Origin of the sequence: Binatus sp. (SeqCode), from assembly GCF_049584895.1 — a bacterium.
In the GTDB taxonomy this organism is placed as follows: domain Bacteria; phylum Desulfobacterota; class Binatia; order Binatales; family Binataceae; genus Binatus.
Genome location: NZ_JBAUYR010000084.1, coordinates 33,395 through 56,637 on the forward strand (window position 1 = coordinate 33,395; position 23,243 = coordinate 56,637).

Here is a 23,243-nt window from a genome sequence, read left to right on the forward strand (position 1 = left end):
CAGCGCCGGTGAAAATCAGCACAGGGGACGAGTTTTATCAGAGCCGGCCTGGAGGAACGAGATGTCCCCGCGGCGGTGGAGCATCCGAGGAAGCTTGCGAATCCTGAGCAGATTCGCGACAGCTTCTGCAATATAGTCGCAAGTCTAATTCACGACGTTGATCGGATGCCCATCCAGGAACGCTCGCAGGTTGGCGATCGCCGCCTCGAGCAGCCGCGTTCGTGCTTCCTTAGTGGCCCACGCGATGTGCGGCGTCACAATACAATTCTTCGCCCGAAGCAGCGGATTGTCGGGGGACGGCGGCTCGCTCGAAAGCACATCCACCGCAGCGCCTGCCAGACGCCCGCTATTGAGCGCGTCAGCCAGGTCCTGCTCTACGACTAGTGGTCCACGCGAGGTGTTGATTAGAAACGCGCTCGGTTTCATCTTAGCCAGGGACTTAGCGTTGATTATTCCCTGGGTTTGCGGTAGCAGCGGGCAATGCAGGCTCACGACGTCGGAATGCGCCAGCAGTTCATCGACCTCGTACCATCGAAAGCCGGGCCAGGCGGGAACCGGCCGCTTGATCTCATCGGCAGCAACCACGCGCATTTCGAACGCCACTGCTAGCTCGGCCACGCGCTGGCCGATCCGACCCATGCCTACGATCCCGATAGTCTTGCCCGCCAGCTCAATCAGCGGCGCTTTCCAGAAACTGAAATCCGGAGATCGCGACCACTCTCCGGCGCGAGTCGCCTCGCTGTGAAGGCCCACGTGATGGCACAGCTCGAGCAGCAACGCGAAAGTGAATTGTCCTACCGAGGCGGTACCGTATGTCGGGATATTGGTGACAGAGATTCCGAGCTCGCGCGCCGCCCGGATGTCGACGACGTCGTACCCGGTCGCGAGCACACCGATGTAGCGGGTCTTTTTGAGCTGCCTCAAGGTTTGCGCAGACAGGTGCGTTTTGTTGGTCAGGACGATTTCGGCATCGTGCGCGCGGGCTACGATTTGATCCTCGGCAGTGCGATCAAAGACTTGTAGCTCGCCAATCAAGCGCAGCCTGTCCCAGCTCAAGTCGCCCGGATTCAAAGCGTGACCATCGAGGACGACTATCTTCATGAGAGGTGCTCCCTGTTAGAACAAGGCTAACTCTCCGCAACTACTTGCGACAAGAACCAAGGTCGATCGTTTTCCGCTCACACAGATCTCATCGCTGATTGCGGCGTTGCTCGATCGCCCTGGCGACTTGATCTCCGTAGTTGGTATCGGCCTTGCGGAAATTGGCGATTGACCGCTCGATGATATCCCGTTTGCTGACCTTCGCGAGGCTGCCCGCGATGTTAGCGATCAGTCGTTGCTTCTCATCGTCGCTCATAAGCCTATAGAGGTCGCCAGCCTGCACGAAGTCGTTGTCATCGCGATGATGCACCGGGACGTGATTTCCGGTGGGCCCGAAAACTTCGATTGGCGCCCATTGCGGCTGGCCGGTTTGTTGCGGACCGCCAAAGCTGTTCGGCTCGTAATTTTTTTCGCGCCCGTGGTTGCCGTCCGTGCGCATCGCGCCGTCGCGTCCGAAATTGTTTGCATGAGTTGCGTGCGGCTGGTTGACCGGCAGGCGCATATGATTCGCGCCCAGCCGGTAGCGATGGGTATCGCCGTAGGAGAACAGGCGGCCTTGCAACATCTTGTCGGGGGAGGGACCGATGCCCGGCACGAAGTGCGCGGGATTGAAGGCCGCCTGTTCAACTTCGGCGAAATAGTTTTCTGGATTGCGATTCAGCACGATTCTGCCGACCGTAATCAGCGGGTAGTCGCGATGCGACCAGACCTTGGTCACGTCGAATGGATTGAAGCGGTACTTGGCGGCATCTGCCGCTGGCATGATCTGCATCTTAAGCGTCCACGACGGATACTCAGCCCGATCGATCGCCCTCAGCAGGTCGCGCTGATGATGGTCCGCGTCCTGGCCCGCGATGCGCGCGGCGTCGTCGGCGACCAGATTCTTGATCCCCTGATCAGTCTTGAAATGATACTTCACCCAGAAGATTTCGCCGCGCGCGTTCACCCACTGAAAGGTATGCGATCCGAATCCGTCCATGTTGCGGAACGTGGCAGGAATGCCCCGATCGCTGAACAGGATCGTGAATTGATGCGTCGCCTCGGGACTCAGTGAGAAAAAGTCCCAGATGTTGTCGGGCTCCTGAATATTCGTGTAGGGATCGCGCTTCTGCGAATGAATGAAGTCGGGGAATTTCAAGGGATCGCGAATAAAAAAGACCGGCGTGTTGTTGCCGACCAGGTCGTAGTTGCCGTCTTCGGTGTAGAACTTGATCGCAAAGCCGCGCGGGTCGCGCAGCGTGTCGGCAGATCCCTTCTCACCCGCGACCGTCGAGAAACGGATGAAAATCTCGGTACGCTTTCCGACTGGCGCGAGAAATTTTGCTCTCGTCCACTGCGTCACGTTGGTCAGTACCTCGAAATAGCCGTAGGCGCCCGATCCCTTGGCATGCACCACGCGCTCGGGAATCCGCTCGCGGTCGAAATGCGCCAGCTTCTCGATCAGGTGATGGTCCTCGATAAGAACCGGCCCGGCCGGACCCGCGGTCCGCGAGTTCTGATTGTCGGTGACCGGGGCTCCGCTGTCCGTTGTTAGAATGTTCTTGGGGTCCATCCCTCTTCTCCGCCAGACTTCGAAAATTCAATTCGTAGGGCGACGGAGATTTCAGGCTTGGCCAATCTCCGCCGCCTTCCTGGGATCGCGCTCGTTACCAAACCCTGACCGGTTGAAGCGCTTCGTCAACCTGCTGCTGATCGACCTGCTGCCCGTTCTCTATGCGCGCTACGACCTGTTCGATCTGGTAGCTCTTCTGCCCAAAGGCAGGGTTATTCTTGTTGCCGTCGCGCGCTTCGCGCTGCGCCGCCTCCGCAGCCTGCTGCAGATCGGCGATCGTCTGCATATTGGGCTGGGCGACTGGATAACTTCTCGAAACTCCAACGGGGCCTGCCAGAACCGGCGTAGACAAAGCGAAAGTTAGGAGTCCAGCGGTAAACAACGTTGAAATTCTCTTCATGATTCTAAACCTCTTATTAGATTGACGTTTTTGTAAGCCTCGTACTTCGGGTCGTTCTAAAAGAAGGCGTGAAAATTGATCGCACAACATTGATGCCTATCGATTAGCCATCTGCATGAACTCGCCGGGACGCCGGAGCGTCATGCTGCAAGTCGAGCGTCCTGGCGGGCGGCGCCATGAATTCGGGTCCGACCGGATCCACCACTGCCGCTTCGGTGATGCGCACAACTTGCTCGCGCTCTTCCCGAGTAAGGTGCCAGCCCATCACTTCCTCAACCGGATCGAGCTGATCGGGCCGGCGAGCCCCCCACAGCGCGGCGCTGACTCCCGCTCTATCCAGCACCCATCGGAGCGCGAGGTGGATAACCCTTTTCCCGAACTTCTCGCGAGCGAATCGATCCAGCCGCTCGACCGCGTCGAGGTACTGGCCGTAGCGAGGCTGCTGAAATTTTGGGTCAGTGCGGCGCAGATCGTCGCCTCCGAAAACCGTCTGGGCGTTCATCCGCCCGCTCAGCAGGCCGCGGCAGATCGATCCGTACACCAGGGTCGAAATGCCGTACCACCAGCAATGCGGCAGCACGTCGCCCTCGATGCTTCGCTCGAAAAGATTGTAGGGCGGTTGCGCGGTGTGAATCGGCGCGACCTTGCTGAACCGGATCATCTGCTCCGGCGAGAAATTGCTGACGCCGATCGCTCGAATCTTCCCCTGCTTGAAGAGCGTGCCCATCGCTTCCGCCGTCTCTTCGATGGGCGTCGCGGGATCGGGCCAATGAACCTGGTAGATGTCGATAACGTCAGTCTTGAGCCGTTTCAGGGACGCATCGATCTCCTTGAAAATCCGTCGAGGGCTGGCGTCGCGAATAGGCTGAGCGCCACGCCAGTCCAACCCGACCTTGGTCGCGAGCACCGCTTTATGCCTCAGGCCACCCTCCGCCAGCGCTTTGCCGACGATTTCTTCCGAACGCCCGAATCCGTACACCGGCGCGGTATCGATTAGGGTGATGCCGCGGTCGAACGCCGACTGGATAGTGCGGATCGATTCCTTCTCATCGGTGCCACCCCACATCCAGCCGCCGATCGCCCAGGTTCCAAGACCGATTCGAGATATCTCGACGCCCGTATTGCCAATTGTGCTGAACTCCATTTTTTTCTCCTTTCACGATTTGCTCGCATTGCTCTCTACCGGTTGAACCGGTTCGCCGTCGCGCGCTGCCTCTCCGACGTTAACTGCGATCTGCTCGCCCGCCCGAAGGTCGCCGTTGACTTCGACCGTGTAACCGTCGTCATGGCCGAGCGTCACCTCGACCAGCCTGAGATGGTTCTCACGCACCACGGGCAGATAAATTTTGTCGTTACGAAATACGAGCGCGTCGTCCGGCGCGGTCAGGCTCGAGACCGTAACGTGCGCGGTCATCTTCATGTTCGCGTACATGCCGGGAAGCAGTGCTCGATCCTGATTTGCCAGATCGACTTCGACCTGCATCGTGCGCGTAACTTGATCGATAGCCTCGGGATGACGCGTGATGGTGCTGGTGAATTTGCGGTTCGGATAGTCGATGACGGTTACCGTCGCGGGATCGCCGTCCTTGATGAACGATGACACGCTCTGCGGTACGAAAGCGTAAACCCGGAGCGGCGTCTGGCTTGCCAGCGAGACGATCGGTGTGGTCGTGCTGTTCGTGGTGACAATTGCGCTCGCCGTTGCGGAGACGGGCGCGGTGGCCGCCGGAATCAACGTGCCAGGATCGATGAAGCGCGCCGTCACGACACCGTCGAAGGGAGCCCGCACTATCTCGTACTGTTGCATCGCGAGTTGTTGTTGGTAGGCGGCTTTGGCCTGCAACATCGCGGAATGCGTCTCGTCGGCGGTCTGTTGCGGAACCACCTCCTGGCGGACGAGTTCCTGATTGCGGATATCGGTAACGTTTTGAATCCAATAGAACGAGCGCGCATCCGCCACCATCTTGTCCGTCTCCGGCGATTCGATCAGCGCGATAACTTCTCCGGCGCTCACATGATCGCCCTTGTCCACGTTGATGGTCTTCATATATCCGGCGACCTTCGCGTAAACCGGAGTCTCGATGTATCCGTGAATGGTCGCCGGCAGCTCTATCGTCCGCGAGAGACCGCCGCCCGATATCTGCGCCACCAGCACATGCGGTCCGAGCGCCGCGGTCTGGGAAAGTTCCGTTGTCTGCCGTTGAATGAGCTGCTGCTTCGCGAGCACGAATCCGCCGGAGACAATGAAGGCGACGATCACTGCCGCAAACAGCGCAATCATCAGCACCCGGCCGGATTTGGGTTTATTGCGATCCTCTTGCGATGACATTGTTGAACTCCTCCCTCAGGCTCCGGGCTCTGCGATCGCTTGTATGCGTTCGTCGCGCTGCTTCTTGGTGATCAGCGTGCGGCTGAAGATTGAATAGACCGCTGGCACCACGAACAGTGTCATCAAGGTTGCGGCAAAGAGTCCGCCGATGACGGCGCGCCCGAGTGGAGCGTTCTGCTCCGAGCCCTCGCCTAGCGCGAGCGCCATCGGCAGCATCCCGAGAATCATCGCGAGTGCCGTCATGATGATTGGCCGGAAGCGGACGTGGCCCGCCTCGATCGCGGCCTCGACCGGCCCCATCCCTTCCTCGCGCATCTCGTTGGCGAAAGTGATGAGCAGGTTGCCGTTGGCGACGCCGACGCCGACCGCCATGATTGCGCCCATCAGCGACTCGACGTTGATCGTCGTGCCGGTGAACACCAGCATCCACAGCACGCCGGCCAAGGCGCCCGGCACCGCCATTATGATGATGAAAGGCTCGAGCCATGACTGAAAATTCGCGACCATCAGCAGGTAGACCAGGACGATCGCGAGGATCAGGCCAAGGCCCATCGTCTTGAACGATTGGTTCATCGCCTGGCTTTGCCCGCGAATGACGACGTGGGTGCCGGCCGGCAATTGGCCAAGACCGTCGATCGCTTTTTGAACCGCGGCGGTCGTACTGCCCAGGTCTCGTCCGCTGACGCCGCAGTCCACGTCGATAACTCGCTGCACCGTGTAATGCGCGACCACGGCGGGGTCGTTACTGTGACCAATCGACGCAACGTTGCCGAGAAATTGAACCGCCTGCGTACCGGTGCCGTTGGTCAGGGGAGTGTTGGCGATTTGATCGACCGACGCGATCGTCTGAATCGGCGCCTGGGTCACGACGTTGTAGTTGACGCCGTTGACCGGATCGAGCCAGTAGTTCGGCGAGATGAGAGTGTCGCCGCTGAGCGACGAGAGCAGTCCCGACGCGACCTGCTGCTCGGTTACCCCCAGCTCGAGCGCTTTGGATCGATCGACCTTGATCTTAAACGACGGGTAGTCGAGCGGTTCCGCAATCCGCATGTCGTTGACGCCCGGAATCAGCGCCATCTTCGCGGCGAGACGGGTGGCGATGTTGTAGTCGGAGTGGAGATCGTTGCCATTGATCTGAGCGTCGATCGCCGCCGGCAGCCCGAAGTTCAACACCTGGTTCACGATGTCCGCGGCCATGAAGTAGCCTTCGACGTTCGGAAACTTTGTGCTCATCATTTCGCGGATGCGATCCTGGTAGACGGCGGTCGGATGATGCTGGGGCTTTAGCTGGATCAGGATTTCGCCGTCCTGAGGGCCGATGTTGTCGCTCGGGAAAAACGCCATCGCATAGGGTTGCGGCAGGTCGATGTCGTCGCTTATCTGCTGCAGCTCGTCGGCGGGGATTATCTGCCTGATCGAGCGCTCGATATCGTCCACAATCACCGTGGTCCGCTCGATCCGGGTTCCGCTCGGCGCGCGCACGTGAAATTTCATGAGTCCGGCGTCGACCGTCGGAAAGAAATCTTCGCCCGTCACGTACAGAAGCGGGAGGGTCCCGACGATCATCAGCGCGGCGCAGGTCAGCGCGAGGCCGCGATGTTCGATGAAGGTGGTGACCGCCGACACGTAGTGCTTGCGGATGCGCTCGAAGCCGGCTTCGAACCCACGCAGGAACTTCTGCCAGAGATTGTTGCCGTGGACTTCCTGATGCTTCTCCGGCAGCAGGTGGGACGCCATCGCCGGGACCAGCGTGCGCGACAACAGGTACGAGGTCAGCATCGCGAACACGACGGCCAGCGCGAGCGGAGTGAAAAGAAATCGGGCGACTCCCGTCAGCAGCACGACCGGGAAGAACACGATGCAGATGGAAAGCGTGCCGATGAAGGTCGGCGTGGCGATCTGATGAGCGCCGTCCAGAATCGCGACCAGCAGCGGCTTGTCCATCGCGTGATTGCGATGGATGTTCTCGATCTCGACGGTTGCATCATCGACCAGCATCCCGACCGCAAGCGCAATCCCGCCCAGCGTCATCGTGTTGATCGTCTGGCCGGCAAGATGCAGGCATGCGATCGAGGTGAGAATCGAGAGCGGGATCGACGCGATCACGATCAGCATGCTGGCGGGCGATCCGATGAATATCAGCACCATCAACGCCACCAGTCCCGCCGCGATCACCGCCTCCCGCACCACCTCCCACAGCGACGCGCGAACGAATGCGGACTGGTCAAAGGTCAGCGCCACCTTCAGGCGCTTGGGCGCGACCGCAAGAATTTCCGGGATACGGTTCCGCACCGCATCGACCACTGACAGCGTCGAGGCGGCCGCATGCTTGATCACCAGCAGGAAGGTTGCAGGCCGCCCATCGATACGGACGACGTTAGTCTGCGGCTGATGCGTGTCGCTGACGGGAGCGACATCGCCGAGAAAGATCGGGATGCCGTTGGTTACTCTTATCGGCAGTCGGTTGAACTCCGACACCTTGGTCGGATTCATGTTCAGGTCGACGTCGTACTCGTAGTTGCCCATGCGGGCGGTGCCCGATGGAATGACAACGTTGGTGGTCGAGAGAGCATTGCCGATATCCACCGGTGACAGGCCGTTGGCGTACATCTGCTTCGGATCGAGGTTGGCGACGACCGCCCGCTGCACGCCACCGATCGGCGCGGGCGACGAAAATCCAGGTATCGTGAAAAGTTGCAGACGAATGAAATTCAGACCGTAGTCAAAGAGCTGCTGTTGCGAGAGCGTCTCGCTGAAGATGTTGAGTTGGGCAACCGGAACGTTGGCGGCGTTGTAGGAAATGATATTCGGGGCGGTAGTGCCGAGCGGCGCCTGGCGCAGGATGGTCTCAGAGACCGAATCGATTTGCGCGATGGCGGCGCCGATATCCGTGCCCGGCTGGAAATAGACCTTGAGTATGCCGATCCCGATAATCGACTGCGACTCAATGTGCTCGATTCCGTCGACGGTGGTGGAGTAGGCGCGCTCGCTGATGATCACGAGGCGGCGCTCCATGTCGACCGCGTTCAGTCCGGGGTAGCTCCATACCACCATCACGACCGGCAAATTGATGGCGGGAAAAATGTCGACGTTCATCATGGTGAAGGACAGGACGCCCATCACCAGCATCAGCAGCGCCATGACCGCCACTGACAGCGGCCGCCGCAGCGCCAGTCTTACGATCCACATCATGGCTGATATGCCTCCCTCGACGCCCTCAGTCGCTCATCGCGCCGCCCGAGTCTTCAGTCTTGAAATCAGGCTGGTCGGCTGAGAATTGCCGTGGACCCGCGCGAGGCGTTCCATCTCGCCGATTACGATCGAGAAATCCTGGTCGCCATCGACCGCGGTCCTGGCCGCGTTGATCTGAAGCGCGGCCGCCGTCGCCGGCATCGGCGCGCCCACTTCGCCCGCCTTCTCGAGAATCAATCTGAAATCCTTGTTCATGAGCTTCAGTGGAAATTGCGGTGAGTAGTCATCGTGCTCGGCACGCAGCAGCTTTCCCTGGTGCGCAGGCGCGATGACCGCAGTCTTGGCGAGGGTTTCCAACAGGAGTTCGCGGTTGAGGCCGGCCTTTTCTCCGAAGGCCACCGCCTCTGCGATCGCCTGCATGTTCACGCCGAGCAATGCGTTGACCACGAGCTTCATCGCGGTGCCGGACCCGCTCGGTCCCATGTGGAAATACTGTTTCGCGATGGCGGAAAAGATTGGCTGGCAGGAGTCGAACGCGCTGGCGTCGCCGCCGCCGAGGAGCGTCAAGCTGCCCTGCTCTGCCGCGGGCGTGCTGCCGGAAACTGCTACGTCCAGAACTTGGAGTCCGCGCTCGATACCCATCCGGTGGAGCGATCGCGACGTATCCGGCGAGATGGTGCTCATTTCGATCACGATGCTGCCTGGGTGGGCGCAGGCCAGAACTCCTTCGGGGCCTCGGTAGACGCTCAGCACCGCTTCGTCATTGGGCAGGCAGGAGATGATTACCTCTGCCTTCCTGGCTAGCTGGCGAACGCTTGGGGCTGCCACGGCACCCTTGGTTGCGAGCATCACGGTTTTGCGACTGGTGTGGTCGTACACGACGAGCGGGAAGCCGCTGCTCAAAAGCCGGCGCGCCATGAGCTGCCCCATCGCGCCAAGTCCGATGAATCCAATCGTGGAATTTTGTGAAATCATTGTCGCGATCCTCCTAAAGGACTGCGAAAGCAATCAGCATCGAAACCGTCGCGACCGCCATCAGCGCCAGTCCGGTCAGTGCCAGAACGAGCGCCATGGTGTCCTCGTCGTGAGACCCGTACGGCATCGCGTTTGGATGAATCACTAGTGTTTCGTGGGGCATAACCATCGTAAAATGCCGGTAATCTGCGGCAAATCTCGGTTCCATTTTCCTTAACCTCTCAATCCAGAGGGCGTGACAAATCGACGCACGATTGCCGTGCTATTCGATCTCACAGTGATGCGCAGGGTTTCAGGAGTTCACTGAATGCGGCCGTCGAATCCGGCGCCAGGGCGCGCAAAAGAGTCCGGCGGTAAAAGCTCGGGACTGGTCGGGGAGATTGGAGTTAGCCCAGGGCGCTCGATGAGGCCGACGGGGCCCTGCGGCACGTACATCGATTCCGGCGCGAGGGCCTCGGGCTGCTCGGGCGCGGGGGCAAGGACGGCGCCCTCGCCCCCAGTCTCATCGTACGGGGGATTGATGTATGAAGGATTGATAGCGCCGTACAAAGGAGGGGTAGCTTCGTCGGAATAGACAGGCGCCGGGACCTCAGACAGGTCTGGCGCGGGCGTCAAAGCCGGGTTGTCGCCCCAAGTCTGATCATAAGAAGGTGCGCTAGCGACGTAGGAGGGAGGGGAAACCCGGTCAGAATCGACCGGATCGGTGGATCCCCAGGCGCCGCTTCCAATTTCCGAGGGGGAATCGTTGTCGGTCTGAGCGAAGACCGGTTGGATGAAGAGGATCGCTGAAGCTCCGATAAGTATTGCCACTAATGTTGTTGTTTTCATTTCTCTACACACACCTTGATAAGTTCTCTCAATCCGCAGGCACCGTGACGTATTCGATAATTTGTGGTGGCGAATTCAGGTTCTCTTTGAAGGTAAAGCGACGTATGAGATGACCGGCACCGTCGAACACGTCGGCAAAGCCGCGGCCTGCGCCGGCAACATCGTCGATCCTCGCACCGTTCTCGAGGATATTAATTGCGACGCGGATTCCGTTGATCTTCGCGATTCCTATCGACGAGTAGCCTTCGGGACTTTCAGGAGCTCTATGGTCTCGATCGACGCAATTGAACGCAGCACGCGGATTCCTGACGGGGGAAATCGGAACGTCGGACGCAACCGAAGCGGAGCCGATCACGAAGGCGCCAATGGATGCAAGTAGAGCAATCTTTGCGGCGTCCATGGCTGTTATCTCTCGTTGGCGATCCGGAAAATGCTTGATTGGAATCGTCACTGGTGGAGGCGTGAAAAGCCGCCGCACAATGCTTGGGTTGTTTTGTGCGGGTAAGTCCGGGCCCGGAAGATCGCTGCACAACAGAAAGGTGTGTGCAGGCAAATGCGCGAGTGCTAGGATTTTTTAGACGCGGTTCCCTGAATTCTAACTCGAACCCCGCCTCGAGCAGATCCTCATGCCAGATGAGACCCCCAGCGCTCGATCCAGATCGGCTGACGTTGGCTACTCGGCGCCGATCACTCGTCTCGCGCGAAAAGAAAAAGGTGTGTTCCGCAAAGAGGGCGAGTACTGGACCGTCGGCTACGGCGGGAAAGCCTTTCGCCTGAAGGACACCAAGGGACTCGGCTACCTGGCTCATCTGCTGCGTCATCCTTCGGTGGAATTTCACGTGCTCGATCTGGCAGGTGGAATGCCGGGTCAGCGCGACGACGACGAATCCGATCACGGATTGCCGCGCGGGGATGAGAACCTCGAAAAGGCGGGAATCCATATCGCGAGCCTGGGTGACGCGGGCGAGATGCTCGACGATCAAGCGAAGGCCGCTTACCGGCGACGGCTCTCCGAGCTGCGAGAAGAACTGGACGAGGCAAAGGAGATCGGAAACGTCAAGCGCGCGGAACAAGCAGAGCAAGAGATCGACGCGCTGACCTCGGAACTCTCGCGCGCGGTTGGGCTCGGCGGACGCAATCGGCGGGCGGCGTCAGCTTCGGAGCGCGCCCGGCAGAGCATCACGAAAACGATCAAGGCCGTGATCGAAAGAATCGCGCAGAGCGATGCCGGGCTTGGAGACCATCTCGCACGATGTATCAGGACGGGTACCTTTTGCTCCTATCAAACTGAAGACGATTTCCCAATCGAGTGGGAGTTCTCCGAGGTGTCTGCGACGCCGGGTTCGCCGGCGCCAGCCAAAGCGAGTGACGATGCAGCGCCTGCGCGCGCGGAGCTTAGGCATGACGCGCCGGTGATGCTCGAGGTTTCGCCATTCTCATTCGCGCAACGAACCTCCTTTGTGGGGCGGGAAACTGAGCTGCTGGCGATCCGTACGGCGATCGATCGCGCACTGAGCGGGCACGGATCGCTGATCATGCTCGGTGGCGGACCCGGCGTGGGTAAGAGCCGTCTGGCAAAGGAGATGGCGGACTACGCGTGGCGGGTCGGCTTCCGATGCACGGTGGGGCACTGCTACGAAAGAGACGAACCTTTTCCGTATCTCCCTTTCGTCGAGATCATCGAAAGCATGCTGGCGCAGGCGGCGAGGCTGGATGACTTCCGTCGGGTGTTGGGGGAAAACGCGGCGGAACTGGCGCAGATGGCGCCGAGCCTTCGGCGGGTTTTTCCGGATATTCCGCAACCGATGGAACTGCCGCCGTCACAAAAGCGGCGCTATCTCTTCCAGAGCTTCTCGGAGGCGCTGGGGCGCGGCGCACAAAGCCGATCGCAGCTGGGAATCCTCGAGGATCTGCAATGGTCCGACGAATCGACGCTCGCGCTTTTGATTCATCTGGCCAATCGGGTCGCTCAACTGCCAGTGGTGATCATCGGGACTTATCGCGAGGGATATTCGGAGCATAATCCGGCCCTGGTCAGAACCCTCGAAGAGTTGATTCGGATGGGTGTCCGTCCGCTGAAGCTGGGCGGTCTATCAAGGGACAGCGTAGCGGAGATGTTGCATGGCCTGAGCCGGGCGCAAGTTCCGGACAACCTGGTGAGCCTCATCTTCGAGGAGAGCCAGGGGTATCCATTTTTCATCGAAGAGGTCTACCGGCATCTGGTCGAAGAGGGGAAGGTGTTCGACGCGGCCGGGCAATTCCGCACTGACCTCGAGATCGACGAGATCGACGTGCCGGAAAATGTCCGCTTGATCATCGGACGCAGGCTGGAGCGACTCGACGAGCAGGAAAAGCGCGTGCTGACAGCCGCCGCGATGATCGGACGAGGTTTCAGTTTTCGGCTTCTGACCGAGGTCAGCCGGGTGGATGTTGACGAACTGTTCACAGTGATCGAAAAAGCGCAGCGGATGGGAATAATCGTCCCGAGCTCGCAGGGACCCGAGAATCCGTTCACCTTCGCCCATGAACTCGTGCGTCAGACGCTACTTGCGGGGATGTCGGCGCCGCGAAAACAGCAAATGCACGCGGGAGTCGCCGACGCGATCGAGCGAGTCTATCCACGCTTCGTGAGCGAGCGCGCCGGGGAGATCACGGAGCATCTACTCAAGGCGGGAACATTCGCGGATGTCCGCAAACTGGTTCGCTACCTGGTGCTGGCGGGCAAGAACGCGCTTGAAGCGGCGGCGTTTGGAGAAGCGGAGCGCAGTTTCCGATCGGCGCTGTCGTACCAGGGCGCGATTGACCCGGGAGAGAAGGCCGACTTGCTGGCGAGCCTCGCGAAGACGGAGCTGAGTCTTGAACGATGGGATTCGGCAGTCGCGGATCTGCGCGAGGTGCTCGACATTTATACCAATCTCAGCGACCGGGAGAGGATCGGCAGCAGCTTTGCGGAGTTGACCGATGCGTTCATCTGGGTTGGCCGCTTCCGGGAGGCAGCCGAAACTGCTCGTCGCGGGCTGGACTATCTTGGAGCAGACGTCAGTGCCAACCGTGCCCGCCTTCTCGCTGCGATCGCGCAGGCCAGCGCGGCTTCCGCAGGCCGCGAGCGGGCGTGTGCGGCACTGCATGAAGCTTTGGAGATTGCGTCAAAGCTAGCAGACCCAAAGCTTGAAGCCAGAGTGCTGGGCGCCAGGTCGATCGTAAATATGCACTTCTTTCGATTGAGAGAGGCGGTGGAGGACGGCCTGTTAAGCGAACAACTGGCCGGCGCAGAAGCGGCTGCATGGCAGCGCGCGCTGCAATTGCGAGTCCTACATCAGGCATTGCTAACCCTTGGACGGCTGGATGAGGCCGTCAGAATAGCGGAAGTGCTCGAGCCTCTGGCGAACAAGATTGGTCAAGGTTATTCACTCGCGCTTTGCCTCAGCACTCGAACCTGGCTCGAATTTGTCAAAGAGCCTGACCTGGCCAAACTGGAAGCCGGCTTCCAGGAAGTGGCGAAGTCCGATGCGAAGGTAAAGTTTCCTTTCTGGGACGTACTGTCGGAGGTACAACTCAGTGCGTTGGATTTTGTTCGCGGTGACTGGGCGGCTGCGCTATCGCATGCTCACACCGCCGCACGTATCGACCCGCAAATGAGCTCAATCCAGGGCTTCGGCGAGGGCGCTCTTTTTCGGCAGATGGCATATTCCGGCGATCGCAACGGCGGATTGGCATTGCTCGAAAAGCATCGCGGGTCGCTGCCTGTCAGCGGGCGGGAAAACATCAGGGGAGCGTGGTGGATGCTACTGATGGTGGTCGAGGGCCTTTTCATGCTTGGTGAGCATGCGCAAGCCGGACAGCTTTATCCGCTGGTTTGCGAGTTGATCGACACCGGAGCCGTAGTAGCCTGGCCGATCCCACGTTACATACAGACTATCGCGGGCCTCGCCGCGGCTGGGACACATCAGTGGGAAACGGCGGAACATCATTTTCATGTCGCGAAGCGGCAAGCTGATTTCTTTCCCGATCTTCCCGAACAAGCTGAGATATGCCGGTTCCACGCTATGATGCTGATGGATCGCGGCGCCCAGGGAGATCGCAAAACAGCGCAAACGCTAATCGGAGAGGCGCTGGAGACTTACGCGCGGATCGGAATGCCTCGCCATATCGAGATGACGCAGGCTCTCCTCCACTGAAGAAATACCGGCTTGGACGGACCCGGTCCGACTATTTCAGCGCTTTGCTCTTGGTCTCGATTGCGCTCATCAGATCTTTCCACGAGTCGACAAATGACTTGGCTCCTTCGGTCTGCAGATCGGCGCCAAGCTTCTTGACGTCGATTCCGACCCGGCCGAACTCGGTCAGCACTTTTTCGCAATCAGCGCCGTCACGCGGAATAACTCCGCTTACCTGACCGTGCTCGCCGAACGCGAGTAACGTTTCCTCCGGCATCGTGTTGACCGTGTTGGGTGCGGCCAGCGCGCCGATATAAAGGACGTCGGAGGCCTTGGGATCCTTGGTGCCAGTGCTTGCGAACAGCAGCCTTTGCGCGCGAGCGCCGGAGTTCTCCAGCCGCTGCCATCGGTCCGACTCGAGTACGTCGCGGTAGGCCTTGTAAGTCTGCTGGCCGATAGCGACGCCCAGTTTGTCGCGATCGCGGTCGGGCACTTTGTCCATCGTGGCCTTGTCCCATCTGCTTATGAAGAGCGAGGCTACTGAACGGACGTCGGGGCTCAAACCGGCCGCGACCCGCCGCTCGAGTCCGCGCATATAAGCCTCGGCAGCGGCCACGTAATGGTCGCGCGAGAAGAGCAGCGTGACGTTCACCGCTACGCCCGAAAAGATCGCCTCTTCGATCGCGGGCGCACCTTCCTTCGTTCCCGGAATTTTAATGAACAGGTTGGGCCGGTTGGCTTTCTTGTGAAGGGCCTTGGCCTGCTCCACCGTATTCTTGGTGTCGTATGCGAGGAGTGGAGAGACTTCCAGCGATACGAAGCCGTCGACGGTAGCAGTACGTTCGTGAATCGGCGCAAACAAATCGGCGGCGCGCGCCAGGTCCTGCACTGCCAGCTCAAAGAACAATCCTTCGCCGGAAAGCCCCGTGCCGACGAGGCGCCGAATTTCTGAATCGTAAGATTTACTGTGCGTGATAGCGTGATCGAAGATCGTCGGATTGGAGGTCAACCCTGTCACCGAGAGATCAGCGATGTAGCGTTTCAGCGTGCCGCTATCGAGCAGTTCGCGCGTGATGTTGTCGAGCCAGATACTTTGACCCAGGTTGTACAGCGTCTCGGTAGCCTTCATGATCTTACCTCCAGAGCATTTCTTTTTTTATATAGCTCACGAACCCACATGATTTGTATCGTTCCACAGTTTAATGACAGGCTGGGACAAACTGTGTTCATAGCCAAGCGCGCTCAAGCTCGCAGTGCTCAACAGGAAGTATTGGCCGGCGACGGGCTCCAGGCCCAGCCATCGCGCAGTCAGTACGCGCAGAATGTGCCCGCTCGAAAAAACCAGCACGTTGCCTTGGACCTCGCGTATTCGCTTCACCACTCTATCAGCACGCGCGCCGATCTGATCCGGTGACTCGCCGCCAGGACAACCGTCGCGAAATAATTGCCAGTCCGGGCGCTTTGCGCGGATTTCCTCGGTGCGTTTCCCTTCGTACTCGCCGTAGTTCCATTCAACCAGGTCGCGATCGAGTTCGGCGCGATCGCCAAATCCCGCCAGCTCACAAGTGCGGCGCGCGCGTTGCAACGGGCTGGTGAAAACCTTGGCGAAACTCAGTCCCTTCAACCGTTCGCCAAGCCGGCGTGCGTTGCTCTCGCCCCGATCGGTCAACGGCAAATCGGTAAGCCCGGTATGCTGGCCCGAAAGACTCCATGCGGTCTCGCCGTGCCGCGCGAGGTAAACGACGGGTAGCGATTCACTCAAGTATTGCTCCTCCAAAATTCCGGAATTGCCGAGATGAACAGGAGCTCGAAAGCGGGGACGCTATGTCTGCGTGTTCATTTAGTGCGTGACAGATGAATTGAAGTTTCGCTAATGGGAATCGCGTACAACTTTCAGGTTCGCTGAGGCGAGCTTTTCGATCGCGGAGCAGGCTGCCGAGTCCTCGACTACCAGCACGGCATACCTGGAGGTCAACTTGGTACCGCTGCGAAGTTCAAAACCGCCGTCGTGCAAAACTGTTAGCGCCTTCAAAAAATCAGCCGACAAAACGTTGTGACTAGTGGGCGGAGGATTGACGATTATTCGTGCCATAGGAACAACTTCTCCTAAGTGTCCAAGTCTGTTCAGTACCTGTCCTGCCAATCTGTGTCTATCGCGGCGGTCTGCTTGAATCGAATGCGTGTGCGAGCACTCGTTGCGACTAATCTCAGAGCGGTTTACGGTCGGGAGACTGCGGAGAGTAACAGATGTTCTCAGTAACGACGAGCTTGCAAAATGCAGCAAAAATTTTCGTGGGAGTATCGCTGCTAGTCTGGTTGATGTCCTCGATTGCACGCGCCGCTGAAGGCACGTCTCATACTCCGATCACCCCGATTCGTCATTTGATCGTTATCGTTGGAGAAAACCACAGCTTCGATAATTTGTTCGGCGCCTATCAGCCGGTCGGCGGGCAAACCGTTTCGAATCTGCTCTCCAAGGGGATCATCAACGAGGATGGAACGCCGGGGCCTCATTTCGTCGAGGCGCAACAATGGCAAGCGAGCGTCACCGACAAGTACTCGATCGCTCCCATGCGCACGCGTCCATTCGCGACGCTGCCGCAGCCGAATTCCACGTTCGCGTTCGGACGCAAACCGAATGAGCCGGATCCACGATTTCCCGCGGATTTGCCGAGCGGACCATTCCAGCTAAGTCATTACGCGCCATATCAGTTGTCGTTCACTGGCGACCCCGCTCATCGTTTTTTTCAGATGTGGCAGCAATTCGATGACGGCCGAAGCGATCTCTTCCCATGGGTGGCGACCACTGTTGGAACGGGCAGCGAGGGCAAGCCGCCACCGGTTCCTTTTACCGATCAAAGTACCCGTCAAGGCGCGGTCTCGATGGGCTTCTACAACATGACGCAATGCGACGCGCCGGTTTTCAAATTTATCGCCGATCACTATGCGATGAGCGACAACTTTCACCAGGGAATTATGGGAGGCACCGGCGCCAGCTTCATTTACCTGGGCACCGGCGATCTTGCCTACTACAGCGACGGCAACGGGAATCCGGCGACGCCTCCCACGAGCCTGATCGAAGATCCAAATCCGTGGCCCAATTCCAACAATTGGTACAAGCAGGACGGCTACGCGAGCGGCTCATACGTGAACTGCGCCGACGAATCGCAACCAGGCGTCGCGCCGATCGCGACGTATCTGCGTGCGCACCATCGGCCCTCTCGATGCGACCCCGGCCACTACTACCTGGTCAACAACTACGGGCCGGCATACAACGCAGACGGAACTCCCGTCGATGTGAAGCAACATCCTTACACGCTTCCGCCGCAGACCCTGCCGAACATCGGCGAGGCGATGAGCAAAGCTGGAGTGTCGTGGAAGTACTATATTGGCGGGCTCAAACGCGGCGGTGCTCAGCACTCCGGCGCGAACGACACCTGGTGTTCAATCTGCAACCCGCTGCAGTACAGCAAGAACATCATGACCACCGCACTGCGCAATCAGATTGTCGACGTTTCGGAATTCTACCGCGATGCCCACAACGGCAATCTGCCCGAAGTCTCGTTCGTGCGGCCGTACGAGCCGTATTCGGGGCATCCAGCTGACTCTGCCGTGTCCGCTTACGAGTATTTCGTTATGAGCATCACGAACAACGTCATCAGCAGACCGGACTTGTTTGCCTCGACCGCGATCGTGGTCACGCTCGACGAGGGCGACGGCTACTACGATTCCGGCTACATCCAGCCGCTCGATTTCTTTGGCGATGGGACCAGGATTCCAATGCTCGTGATTTCGCCCTACGTGAAGCCCGGCAGGATCGATCACGTTTATTCCGATCACGGATCGATCTTGAAATTCATCGAGAAAAACTGGAACCTCGCGCCGCTGTCGCCGCGGAGTCGCGACAACCTGCCCAACCCGATCGCCGCGCCCGACAATCCCTACGTCCCGACCAACGGTCCGTCGATCGGTGATCTGATGACGGTCTTCGACTTCGCCGACAAGCAGCCCCGTCCACCACTAATCATCCCCGGCGGAATCTGAGAGAGTAAAATTGGTTGGCGAGAGGAGTCTAACCAGGCAGGTGCTTTCCAATGGGACTCTTAATCGACGGCGTCTGGAAGGATCAGTGGGACGACACCAAGAGCAGCGGCGGCGAGTTCGTCCGCGGCGACTCCGCATTCCGCAACTGGGTGACGCCTGACGGCTCGCCAGGACCTTCGGGTGAAAGCGGGTTTCGCGCTGAGCCGGGCCGCTACCACTTGTACGTTTCGCTCGCCTGCCCGTGGGCCCATCGCACACTCATCTTTCGCAAACTGAAACGTCTCGAATCGACGATCTCCATCTCAATCGTCGATCCGTTCATGGGCGAAAACGGATGGGCGTTCGCGGCGCCCGATAACTCGCTATCACCCGGCTCGACCCGCGACGATCTTTTCGGATCGCACTATCTTTACGAGATCTACATCCGCGCGAATGCGCGCTTTTCGGGACGCGTCACGGTTCCCGTCCTGTGGGATAAAAAGTGTGCGACGATAGTCAACAACGAATCGTCCGAGATCATCCGGATGCTGAACAGAGCGTTCGACGCGTGGGGCGATGCGTCGATCGATTTCTATCCGAATGATTTGCGCGGCGAGATCGATCGCATCAACAACCTGGTTTATCCGAACGTCAACAACGGCGTTTATCGATGTGGCTTCGCGACCACGCAGGCTGCGTACGACAAGGCGTTCGATTCTCTATTCGCTGCGCTCGACCAACTCGAGCAGCGCCTGGCGCGTTCGCGCTACCTGGCTGGATCGCGGATGACCGAAGCTGATTGGCGCCTGTTCACCACGCTCGTCCGCTTCGACGCCGTCTACTACGGTCACTTCAAATGCAATCTGCGGCGCATCGTCGACTATCCAAATCTGTGGAACTATCTGCGCGAGTTGTACCAGGTCCCGGGCGTTGCCGAGACCGTCAACCTCGATCAAATCAAGCGTCATTACTACGCCAGTCATGAGGCAATTAATCCCACCCGCATCGTCCCGAAGGGTCCTGCGATCGATTTCAGCGGCCCGCATGATCGTAGGCGCTTCGAGTAACGCCTATTGGAAATTTAACTAAGCTGAGTGGTATTCTCCGCGCGCACTATGCTGTCGCGGCAACCCATAGAGAAACAAGCGTGGACCGAGGAGCGACGATATTTCGAATCGGACGGTCGCCCGCTGTACGGGGTGACGTATCGCGCTGAGCGGCCTTCCCCGACGCTTGTCCTTTTCTGTAATAGCTTCTCCGAGAATCATTGCGAGGGGCGGGCCGAGGCTATTGCGGCGCGGATCATCGCGGCCAACGGCTATTCCGCCTTCGTCTATCATCCGCGGGCGCATGGCGATTCGGCAGGCGACTCCGAGGACCTAACCTTCGAGGATTTGGTCGATGACGCTGTGAACGCCGCGACCTATGCACGCAGCCGATCCGGCGCGTCGCAGATCGTTTGGGTCGGGATTCGATTCGGAGCAATTGTCGCCGCGCATGCAATCCGCAGAATTGCCGGCTCAACCGCACTTGCGCTCTGGGAGCCCGCGCTGAACGGCCGCGACTATCTGGTGAAGTCCATGCGCCACGTCATCTATAGCGAAATGTCGCATGGCGAGCGGCCGTCGCTGACAGTCGACCAGATGAGTGAGCGCCTGAAGCGCGAAGGCAAGATTTCCCTGCTCGCATTCGATCTCCACCGGAAGTTCTTCGACAGCGCCCAGGATGCGTACCTGCTGGACGCGCTCGAAGCATGGCGCAGCCCGACCCTGATAGCGCAGTTTCAGAAGCATTCGCGGCTCTCGCGCCCGCATAACCAGTTGCGTGAGACTCTCGTCGGGCGCGGCGTAAGCGTGCGTGCACTTCTACATCGCGGGACGGACGGAACCGATCCCTGGTGGGCGCCGGAAGAAATCGCACGACAGACGGGGGACTGGCTCGATGAACTGGCGTGAAACTCCCGCCACGCTAAGCCGCGCGCGCGACGAGCAACCTGTAGTGTTCACTGGCCCGAAGGGCGCACTGCACGGGATCTTCACGCCGCCTGCTCCCGACGCGCCACCTGCGCGAGACTGCATCGTGTTCCCGGGCCGCCCACGTTCAGGACTTCGCCGCCATCTGGTACTCGCCGCACGAATCCTTGCCGCCGAGGGATTCGCAGTACTGAGATTCGACCTGCGAGGCCGCGGCGAGAGCGCCGGCGAAGTTGAGCGGCCAAGCCGCACTGAGCCGCCCGGCGAAGACGTGGTCGCCGCGATTCGTCACCTGCGTGAAGCGCACGGGCAGAAGCAATTTCTCCTGGCCGGCTACTGTTACGACGCGCTGACCGCGCTCGATTCGTTCAAAGATGAGGCCGACTCGATTTCCGGCATCTTCTTTGCCACTGCAACTGTGCTGGAGGAGAAGCTTGGCGGATCGTACGCGACCAACCGCGTGCGCACTGCGGCATTGCATCTGCGATCGAAGGTCAGGAGCGCGCGTGCCCCAAAGATTCTGAACAGTTTCAAGATTCCCTTCAGGGCGCTCGTGCGATCGCATGCCCGCGCGCTCTTTCTCTACGCAGAACAGGACCGGCTGCGAGCGGAGTTCGCCGTGGCCGAGGAGGTTCTATTCTCGCAGCTCGACCGCGAAACGCGCACGCGGCTCGAAATCGAGATCTGGCCGGGTCGCATTCATAATACTGAGGGCGAGACCGCGGTCATCGAGCGTGCGATATCATGGCTGCGCGAGTTTCATCCCGCGCGAAGTGAGCGCGCGGAACTGCGCGAGCCGCTTCAGCCGAGCGCCCAGGATTCCTAGGTCGATGCCAACGCTGCCGTCTTTTCTCTACGCGGCGGCATCGCGTCACGCCGCGCACCCGGCGCTGTCGATGGACGATCAGGTTCTCACTTATGCCGAGCTCGACGCGAGCGCCAACCGGATCGCTAACGCGCTGATCCGCCAGGGAGTCCGCATCGGAGATCGGGTGGGTATGTGGATGCCAAAGTCGCTCGAGGCGATCGCTTCTATCTGGGGCATCCTCAAGGCTGGCGCGGCCTTCGTGCCAATTGACCCGAGCGCTCCAGTGTCACGCCTTGCAACCATCGCGCGTGATTGCGAGATCCGCGCTCTGGTCACCGCAATGGACCGCGCCGATGATTTGCACGATGAATTCAGCGCCGGTGCTCCGATGCGCGCGGTTTTCTATTCCGGCGATGGCGCTGGTCCGGTTCGCGGCGCGTTGTGGTCCTCTCTGAGATGGAACGAGGTCGAGGCCGAGAGTGCGGATCCGGCGCCGGTACACATCTACGACAACGCCCTCGCTCTTGTGCAGTACACTTCGGGTTCCGGCGGGGCGCCCAAGGGAGTGGCGATTTCGCATCGCGCTCTGGTCGGCCAGGCGGAGTGGACGGTAACTGCCTTCGGGCTTTCGATCGAGGACCGCATCCCGGGCTGCACTCCGCTAAGTAGCGCGATGTCGACGTTCGAGATCTTCGGCGGCGCTCGCGCGGGTGCAACCGTATATCCAGTCCCGCCACAACTGGCGCCTTTCCCGGCCGCGGTCGCGAAAAGCTGGAGCGATCAGCGCATCACCCTTATGTATGTAGTCGCGAGTGTGCTCCAGATGCTGCTGAACCGCGGCAATCTCAGCGGGCTCGACTTCACCGCGCTCCGAACTATCGTGGTAGGAGGCGAACACCTGCCGGCCCAGCGACTCAACGAACTGATGCGCCTTTTGCCTCACGTTCGTTTCGTAATCATGTACGGCCGCACTGAGGCGAAGCTTCGCTCGGTGCACGAAGTGAAATTTCCGCCTAAAGAGATTGATACTCGCACCATCGGCAAGGTTTCGGCCGATACTCGCCTGTTGGTGCTCGACGAAAATGAACATCCCGTCGCTGTCGGTGCGATCGGAGAGCTGTGGATCGCCGGCCCGTGCCTGATGCTTGGTTACTACGGACTTCCCGAGATGACCGCAGAGTTCATGCGCACCGTCACGCTAAGCCCCGATGACAGTGTGCTCGCATGTCGCACTGGAGATATCGTGCGCCAGCGTGCGGATGGAACGCTCGAACTGCTCGGCCGCGCCGATCAACAGATAAAGGTGCGGGGCCACCGGGTTGAAACTCCGGAGATCGAAATTGCACTCTGTCGTCATCCTGCGGTTCAGGCAGCGGCGGTGATCGCCGTCCCCGATCCAGAGACCGGCAATCGGCTGAAAGCGATAGTGGTGTTGAAGGACGGTTCGGCCGCCGACGAACAAACTCTGCGCAGTCATTGCGCGGCGGAGCTCTCCTCCTACATGGTGCCCGAAGCGATAGTATTTCGCGCGAGCCTGCCGTTGATGAGCAACGGCAAAGTCGATCGTCGTAGTCTGCGCGAGAGCGCGTGATGCCCACTACCAGCGTCGAAAACATCATTCGCGAATTTCTGCTTCAGCTGCCCTCTGCGCGGAAGGTCCGCAATCTCAAACCGGGCGACTCGCTGTTCCATCGTGGCCTGCTCGACTCGCAGGCAGTCATCAATACAGTGGCGTTCTGCGAGGAGACTTTCGGAATCGAGATCCGCGACGAGGAAGTCGTGCCGGAAAATTTCGAGAGCGTGCGCGCCCTCTCGCGGCTGATCAAGCGGGCGCAGTCCCGATAAAAGCCCGCTGCGATTGACTGATTAGCCAAGTATGATTCTTACTCGATGCGTTACCTTGTC

The 23,243-nt window shown here is 59.6% G+C and carries 20 protein-coding genes; 8 read left to right on the plus strand and 12 right to left on the minus strand.

Annotated features, from left to right (window positions below; all coding sequences use genetic code 11):
- Positions 1 to 144: 144 nt before the first annotated feature.
- Together WB650_RS14845 and WB650_RS14850 are read right to left on the minus strand one after the other, a co-directional pair.
- Positions 145 to 1,101, minus strand: coding sequence for a D-2-hydroxyacid dehydrogenase (locus WB650_RS14845; protein WP_422302740.1), 957 nt, complete (start codon positions 1,099 to 1,101; stop codon positions 145 to 147).
- Between the two features lie 88 nt (positions 1,102 to 1,189).
- Positions 1,190 to 2,653, minus strand: a complete 1,464-nt coding sequence (locus tag WB650_RS14850) for a catalase (protein ID WP_422302738.1) — start codon at positions 2,651 to 2,653, stop codon at positions 1,190 to 1,192.
- 112 nt (positions 2,654 to 2,765) lie between these two features.
- Here WB650_RS14850 and WB650_RS14855 point away from each other — a divergent pair, with 112 nt between their 5' ends.
- Positions 2,766 to 3,017 carry a hypothetical protein gene (locus WB650_RS14855; protein WP_422302736.1) on the plus strand — a complete coding sequence of 84 codons (252 nt, stop codon included), beginning with the start codon at positions 2,766 to 2,768 and terminating at the stop codon, positions 3,015 to 3,017.
- Positions 3,018 to 3,156: 139 nt separating this feature from the next.
- Here the strand turns inward: WB650_RS14855 and WB650_RS14860 are convergent, their stop codons facing one another.
- From WB650_RS14860 to WB650_RS14890, 7 genes are all read right to left on the minus strand, one after another.
- Entirely contained in the window at positions 3,157 to 4,197 is a 1,041-nt protein-coding gene (locus WB650_RS14860) for an aldo/keto reductase (RefSeq protein WP_423961004.1), read from the minus strand.
- Positions 4,198 to 4,209: 12 nt separating this feature from the next.
- Positions 4,210 to 5,382, minus strand: coding sequence for an efflux RND transporter periplasmic adaptor subunit (locus tag WB650_RS14865; protein ID WP_422303678.1), 1,173 nt, complete (start codon positions 5,380 to 5,382; stop codon positions 4,210 to 4,212).
- A gap of 15 nt (positions 5,383 to 5,397) precedes the next feature.
- Positions 5,398 to 8,574, minus strand: a complete 3,177-nt coding sequence (locus WB650_RS14870) for an efflux RND transporter permease subunit (protein WP_422303679.1) — start codon at positions 8,572 to 8,574, stop codon at positions 5,398 to 5,400.
- Between the two features lie 33 nt (positions 8,575 to 8,607).
- Positions 8,608 to 9,549 carry an NAD(P)-dependent oxidoreductase gene (locus tag WB650_RS14875; protein ID WP_422303680.1) on the minus strand — a complete coding sequence of 314 codons (942 nt, stop codon included), beginning with the start codon at positions 9,547 to 9,549 and terminating at the stop codon, positions 8,608 to 8,610.
- A gap of 13 nt (positions 9,550 to 9,562) precedes the next feature.
- Positions 9,563 to 9,757, minus strand: coding sequence for a hypothetical protein (locus WB650_RS14880; RefSeq protein WP_422303681.1), 195 nt, complete (start codon positions 9,755 to 9,757; stop codon positions 9,563 to 9,565).
- Between the two features lie 92 nt (positions 9,758 to 9,849).
- The gene (locus WB650_RS14885; RefSeq protein ID WP_423961007.1) at positions 9,850 to 10,359 is read right to left on the minus strand and encodes a hypothetical protein; all 510 of its coding nucleotides are present in this window, start codon (positions 10,357 to 10,359) and stop codon (positions 9,850 to 9,852) included.
- Between the two features lie 46 nt (positions 10,360 to 10,405).
- Positions 10,406 to 10,777: a hypothetical protein gene (locus WB650_RS14890; protein WP_423961009.1), complete on the minus strand. Its 372-nt coding sequence runs from the start codon at positions 10,775 to 10,777 to the stop codon at positions 10,406 to 10,408.
- Between the two features lie 226 nt (positions 10,778 to 11,003).
- Here WB650_RS14890 and WB650_RS14895 point away from each other — a divergent pair, with 226 nt between their 5' ends.
- The gene (locus WB650_RS14895) at positions 11,004 to 14,555 is read left to right on the plus strand and encodes an ATP-binding protein (protein WP_423961010.1); all 3,552 of its coding nucleotides are present in this window, start codon (positions 11,004 to 11,006) and stop codon (positions 14,553 to 14,555) included.
- A 31-nt stretch (positions 14,556 to 14,586) separates the two neighbouring features.
- Here the strand turns inward: WB650_RS14895 and tal are convergent, their stop codons facing one another.
- From tal to WB650_RS14910, 3 genes are all read right to left on the minus strand, one after another.
- On the minus strand, positions 14,587 to 15,663 hold the full coding sequence (gene tal, locus WB650_RS14900) for a transaldolase (RefSeq protein ID WP_423961012.1): 1,077 nt from the start codon (positions 15,661 to 15,663) through the stop codon (positions 14,587 to 14,589).
- 36 nt (positions 15,664 to 15,699) lie between these two features.
- Positions 15,700 to 16,296, minus strand: coding sequence for a histidine phosphatase family protein (locus WB650_RS14905; protein WP_423961013.1), 597 nt, complete (start codon positions 16,294 to 16,296; stop codon positions 15,700 to 15,702).
- A 108-nt stretch (positions 16,297 to 16,404) separates the two neighbouring features.
- Positions 16,405 to 16,626 (minus strand): hypothetical protein, encoded by a 222-nt coding sequence (locus tag WB650_RS14910; protein ID WP_422303687.1) that lies wholly within the window; start codon positions 16,624 to 16,626, stop codon positions 16,405 to 16,407.
- Positions 16,627 to 16,781: 155 nt separating this feature from the next.
- On the opposite strand from WB650_RS14910, the gene WB650_RS14915 reads away from it, so the two are divergent.
- The 6 genes from WB650_RS14915 to WB650_RS14940 are packed head-to-tail and all read left to right on the plus strand — an operon-like array spanning position 16,782 to position 23,183.
- Positions 16,782 to 18,578, plus strand: coding sequence for an alkaline phosphatase family protein (locus WB650_RS14915; protein WP_422303688.1), 1,797 nt, complete (start codon positions 16,782 to 16,784; stop codon positions 18,576 to 18,578).
- A 50-nt stretch (positions 18,579 to 18,628) separates the two neighbouring features.
- Entirely contained in the window at positions 18,629 to 19,624 is a 996-nt protein-coding gene (locus WB650_RS14920; protein WP_422303689.1) for a glutathione S-transferase family protein, read from the plus strand.
- A 48-nt stretch (positions 19,625 to 19,672) separates the two neighbouring features.
- Positions 19,673 to 20,512, plus strand: coding sequence for a serine aminopeptidase domain-containing protein (locus WB650_RS14925; protein ID WP_422303690.1), 840 nt, complete (start codon positions 19,673 to 19,675; stop codon positions 20,510 to 20,512).
- Positions 20,499 to 21,356 (plus strand): alpha/beta hydrolase, encoded by an 858-nt coding sequence (locus tag WB650_RS14930; protein WP_422303691.1) that lies wholly within the window; start codon positions 20,499 to 20,501, stop codon positions 21,354 to 21,356. Before WB650_RS14925 ends, WB650_RS14930 begins: the two co-directional genes overlap by 14 nt.
- A 4-nt stretch (positions 21,357 to 21,360) precedes the next feature.
- On the plus strand, positions 21,361 to 22,929 hold the full coding sequence (locus tag WB650_RS14935) for an amino acid adenylation domain-containing protein (RefSeq protein ID WP_422303692.1): 1,569 nt from the start codon (positions 21,361 to 21,363) through the stop codon (positions 22,927 to 22,929).
- Positions 22,929 to 23,183: an acyl carrier protein gene (locus WB650_RS14940; protein WP_422303693.1), complete on the plus strand. Its 255-nt coding sequence runs from the start codon at positions 22,929 to 22,931 to the stop codon at positions 23,181 to 23,183. Before WB650_RS14935 ends, WB650_RS14940 begins: the two co-directional genes overlap by 1 nt.
- Positions 23,184 to 23,243 lie beyond the last annotated feature (60 nt).

Coding starts and splice junctions, on each gene's coding strand:
- WB650_RS14925 (WP_422303690.1), top strand. CDS start 19,673: ATGCTGTCGCGGCAACCCATAGAGAAACAAGCGTGGACCGAGGAGCGA.
- WB650_RS14915 (WP_422303688.1), top strand. CDS start 16,782: ATGTTCTCAGTAACGACGAGCTTGCAAAATGCAGCAAAAATTTTCGTG.
- WB650_RS14870 (WP_422303679.1), bottom strand. CDS start 8,574: ATGATGTGGATCGTAAGACTGGCGCTGCGGCGGCCGCTGTCAGTGGCG.
- WB650_RS14930 (WP_422303691.1), top strand. CDS start 20,499: ATGAACTGGCGTGAAACTCCCGCCACGCTAAGCCGCGCGCGCGACGAG.
- WB650_RS14940 (WP_422303693.1), top strand. CDS start 22,929: ATGCCCACTACCAGCGTCGAAAACATCATTCGCGAATTTCTGCTTCAG.
- WB650_RS14875 (WP_422303680.1), bottom strand. CDS start 9,549: ATGATTTCACAAAATTCCACGATTGGATTCATCGGACTTGGCGCGATG.
- WB650_RS14845 (WP_422302740.1), bottom strand. CDS start 1,101: ATGAAGATAGTCGTCCTCGATGGTCACGCTTTGAATCCGGGCGACTTG.
- WB650_RS14865 (WP_422303678.1), bottom strand. CDS start 5,382: ATGTCATCGCAAGAGGATCGCAATAAACCCAAATCCGGCCGGGTGCTG.
- WB650_RS14935 (WP_422303692.1), top strand. CDS start 21,361: ATGCCAACGCTGCCGTCTTTTCTCTACGCGGCGGCATCGCGTCACGCC.
- WB650_RS14910 (WP_422303687.1), bottom strand. CDS start 16,626: ATGGCACGAATAATCGTCAATCCTCCGCCCACTAGTCACAACGTTTTG.
- WB650_RS14860 (WP_423961004.1), bottom strand. CDS start 4,197: ATGGAGTTCAGCACAATTGGCAATACGGGCGTCGAGATATCTCGAATC.
- WB650_RS14895 (WP_423961010.1), top strand. CDS start 11,004: ATGCCAGATGAGACCCCCAGCGCTCGATCCAGATCGGCTGACGTTGGC.
- WB650_RS14920 (WP_422303689.1), top strand. CDS start 18,629: ATGGGACTCTTAATCGACGGCGTCTGGAAGGATCAGTGGGACGACACC.
- WB650_RS14890 (WP_423961009.1), bottom strand. CDS start 10,777: ATGGACGCCGCAAAGATTGCTCTACTTGCATCCATTGGCGCCTTCGTG.
- WB650_RS14880 (WP_422303681.1), bottom strand. CDS start 9,757: ATGGAACCGAGATTTGCCGCAGATTACCGGCATTTTACGATGGTTATG.
- tal (WP_423961012.1), bottom strand. CDS start 15,663: ATGAAGGCTACCGAGACGCTGTACAACCTGGGTCAAAGTATCTGGCTC.
- WB650_RS14850 (WP_422302738.1), bottom strand. CDS start 2,653: ATGGACCCCAAGAACATTCTAACAACGGACAGCGGAGCCCCGGTCACC.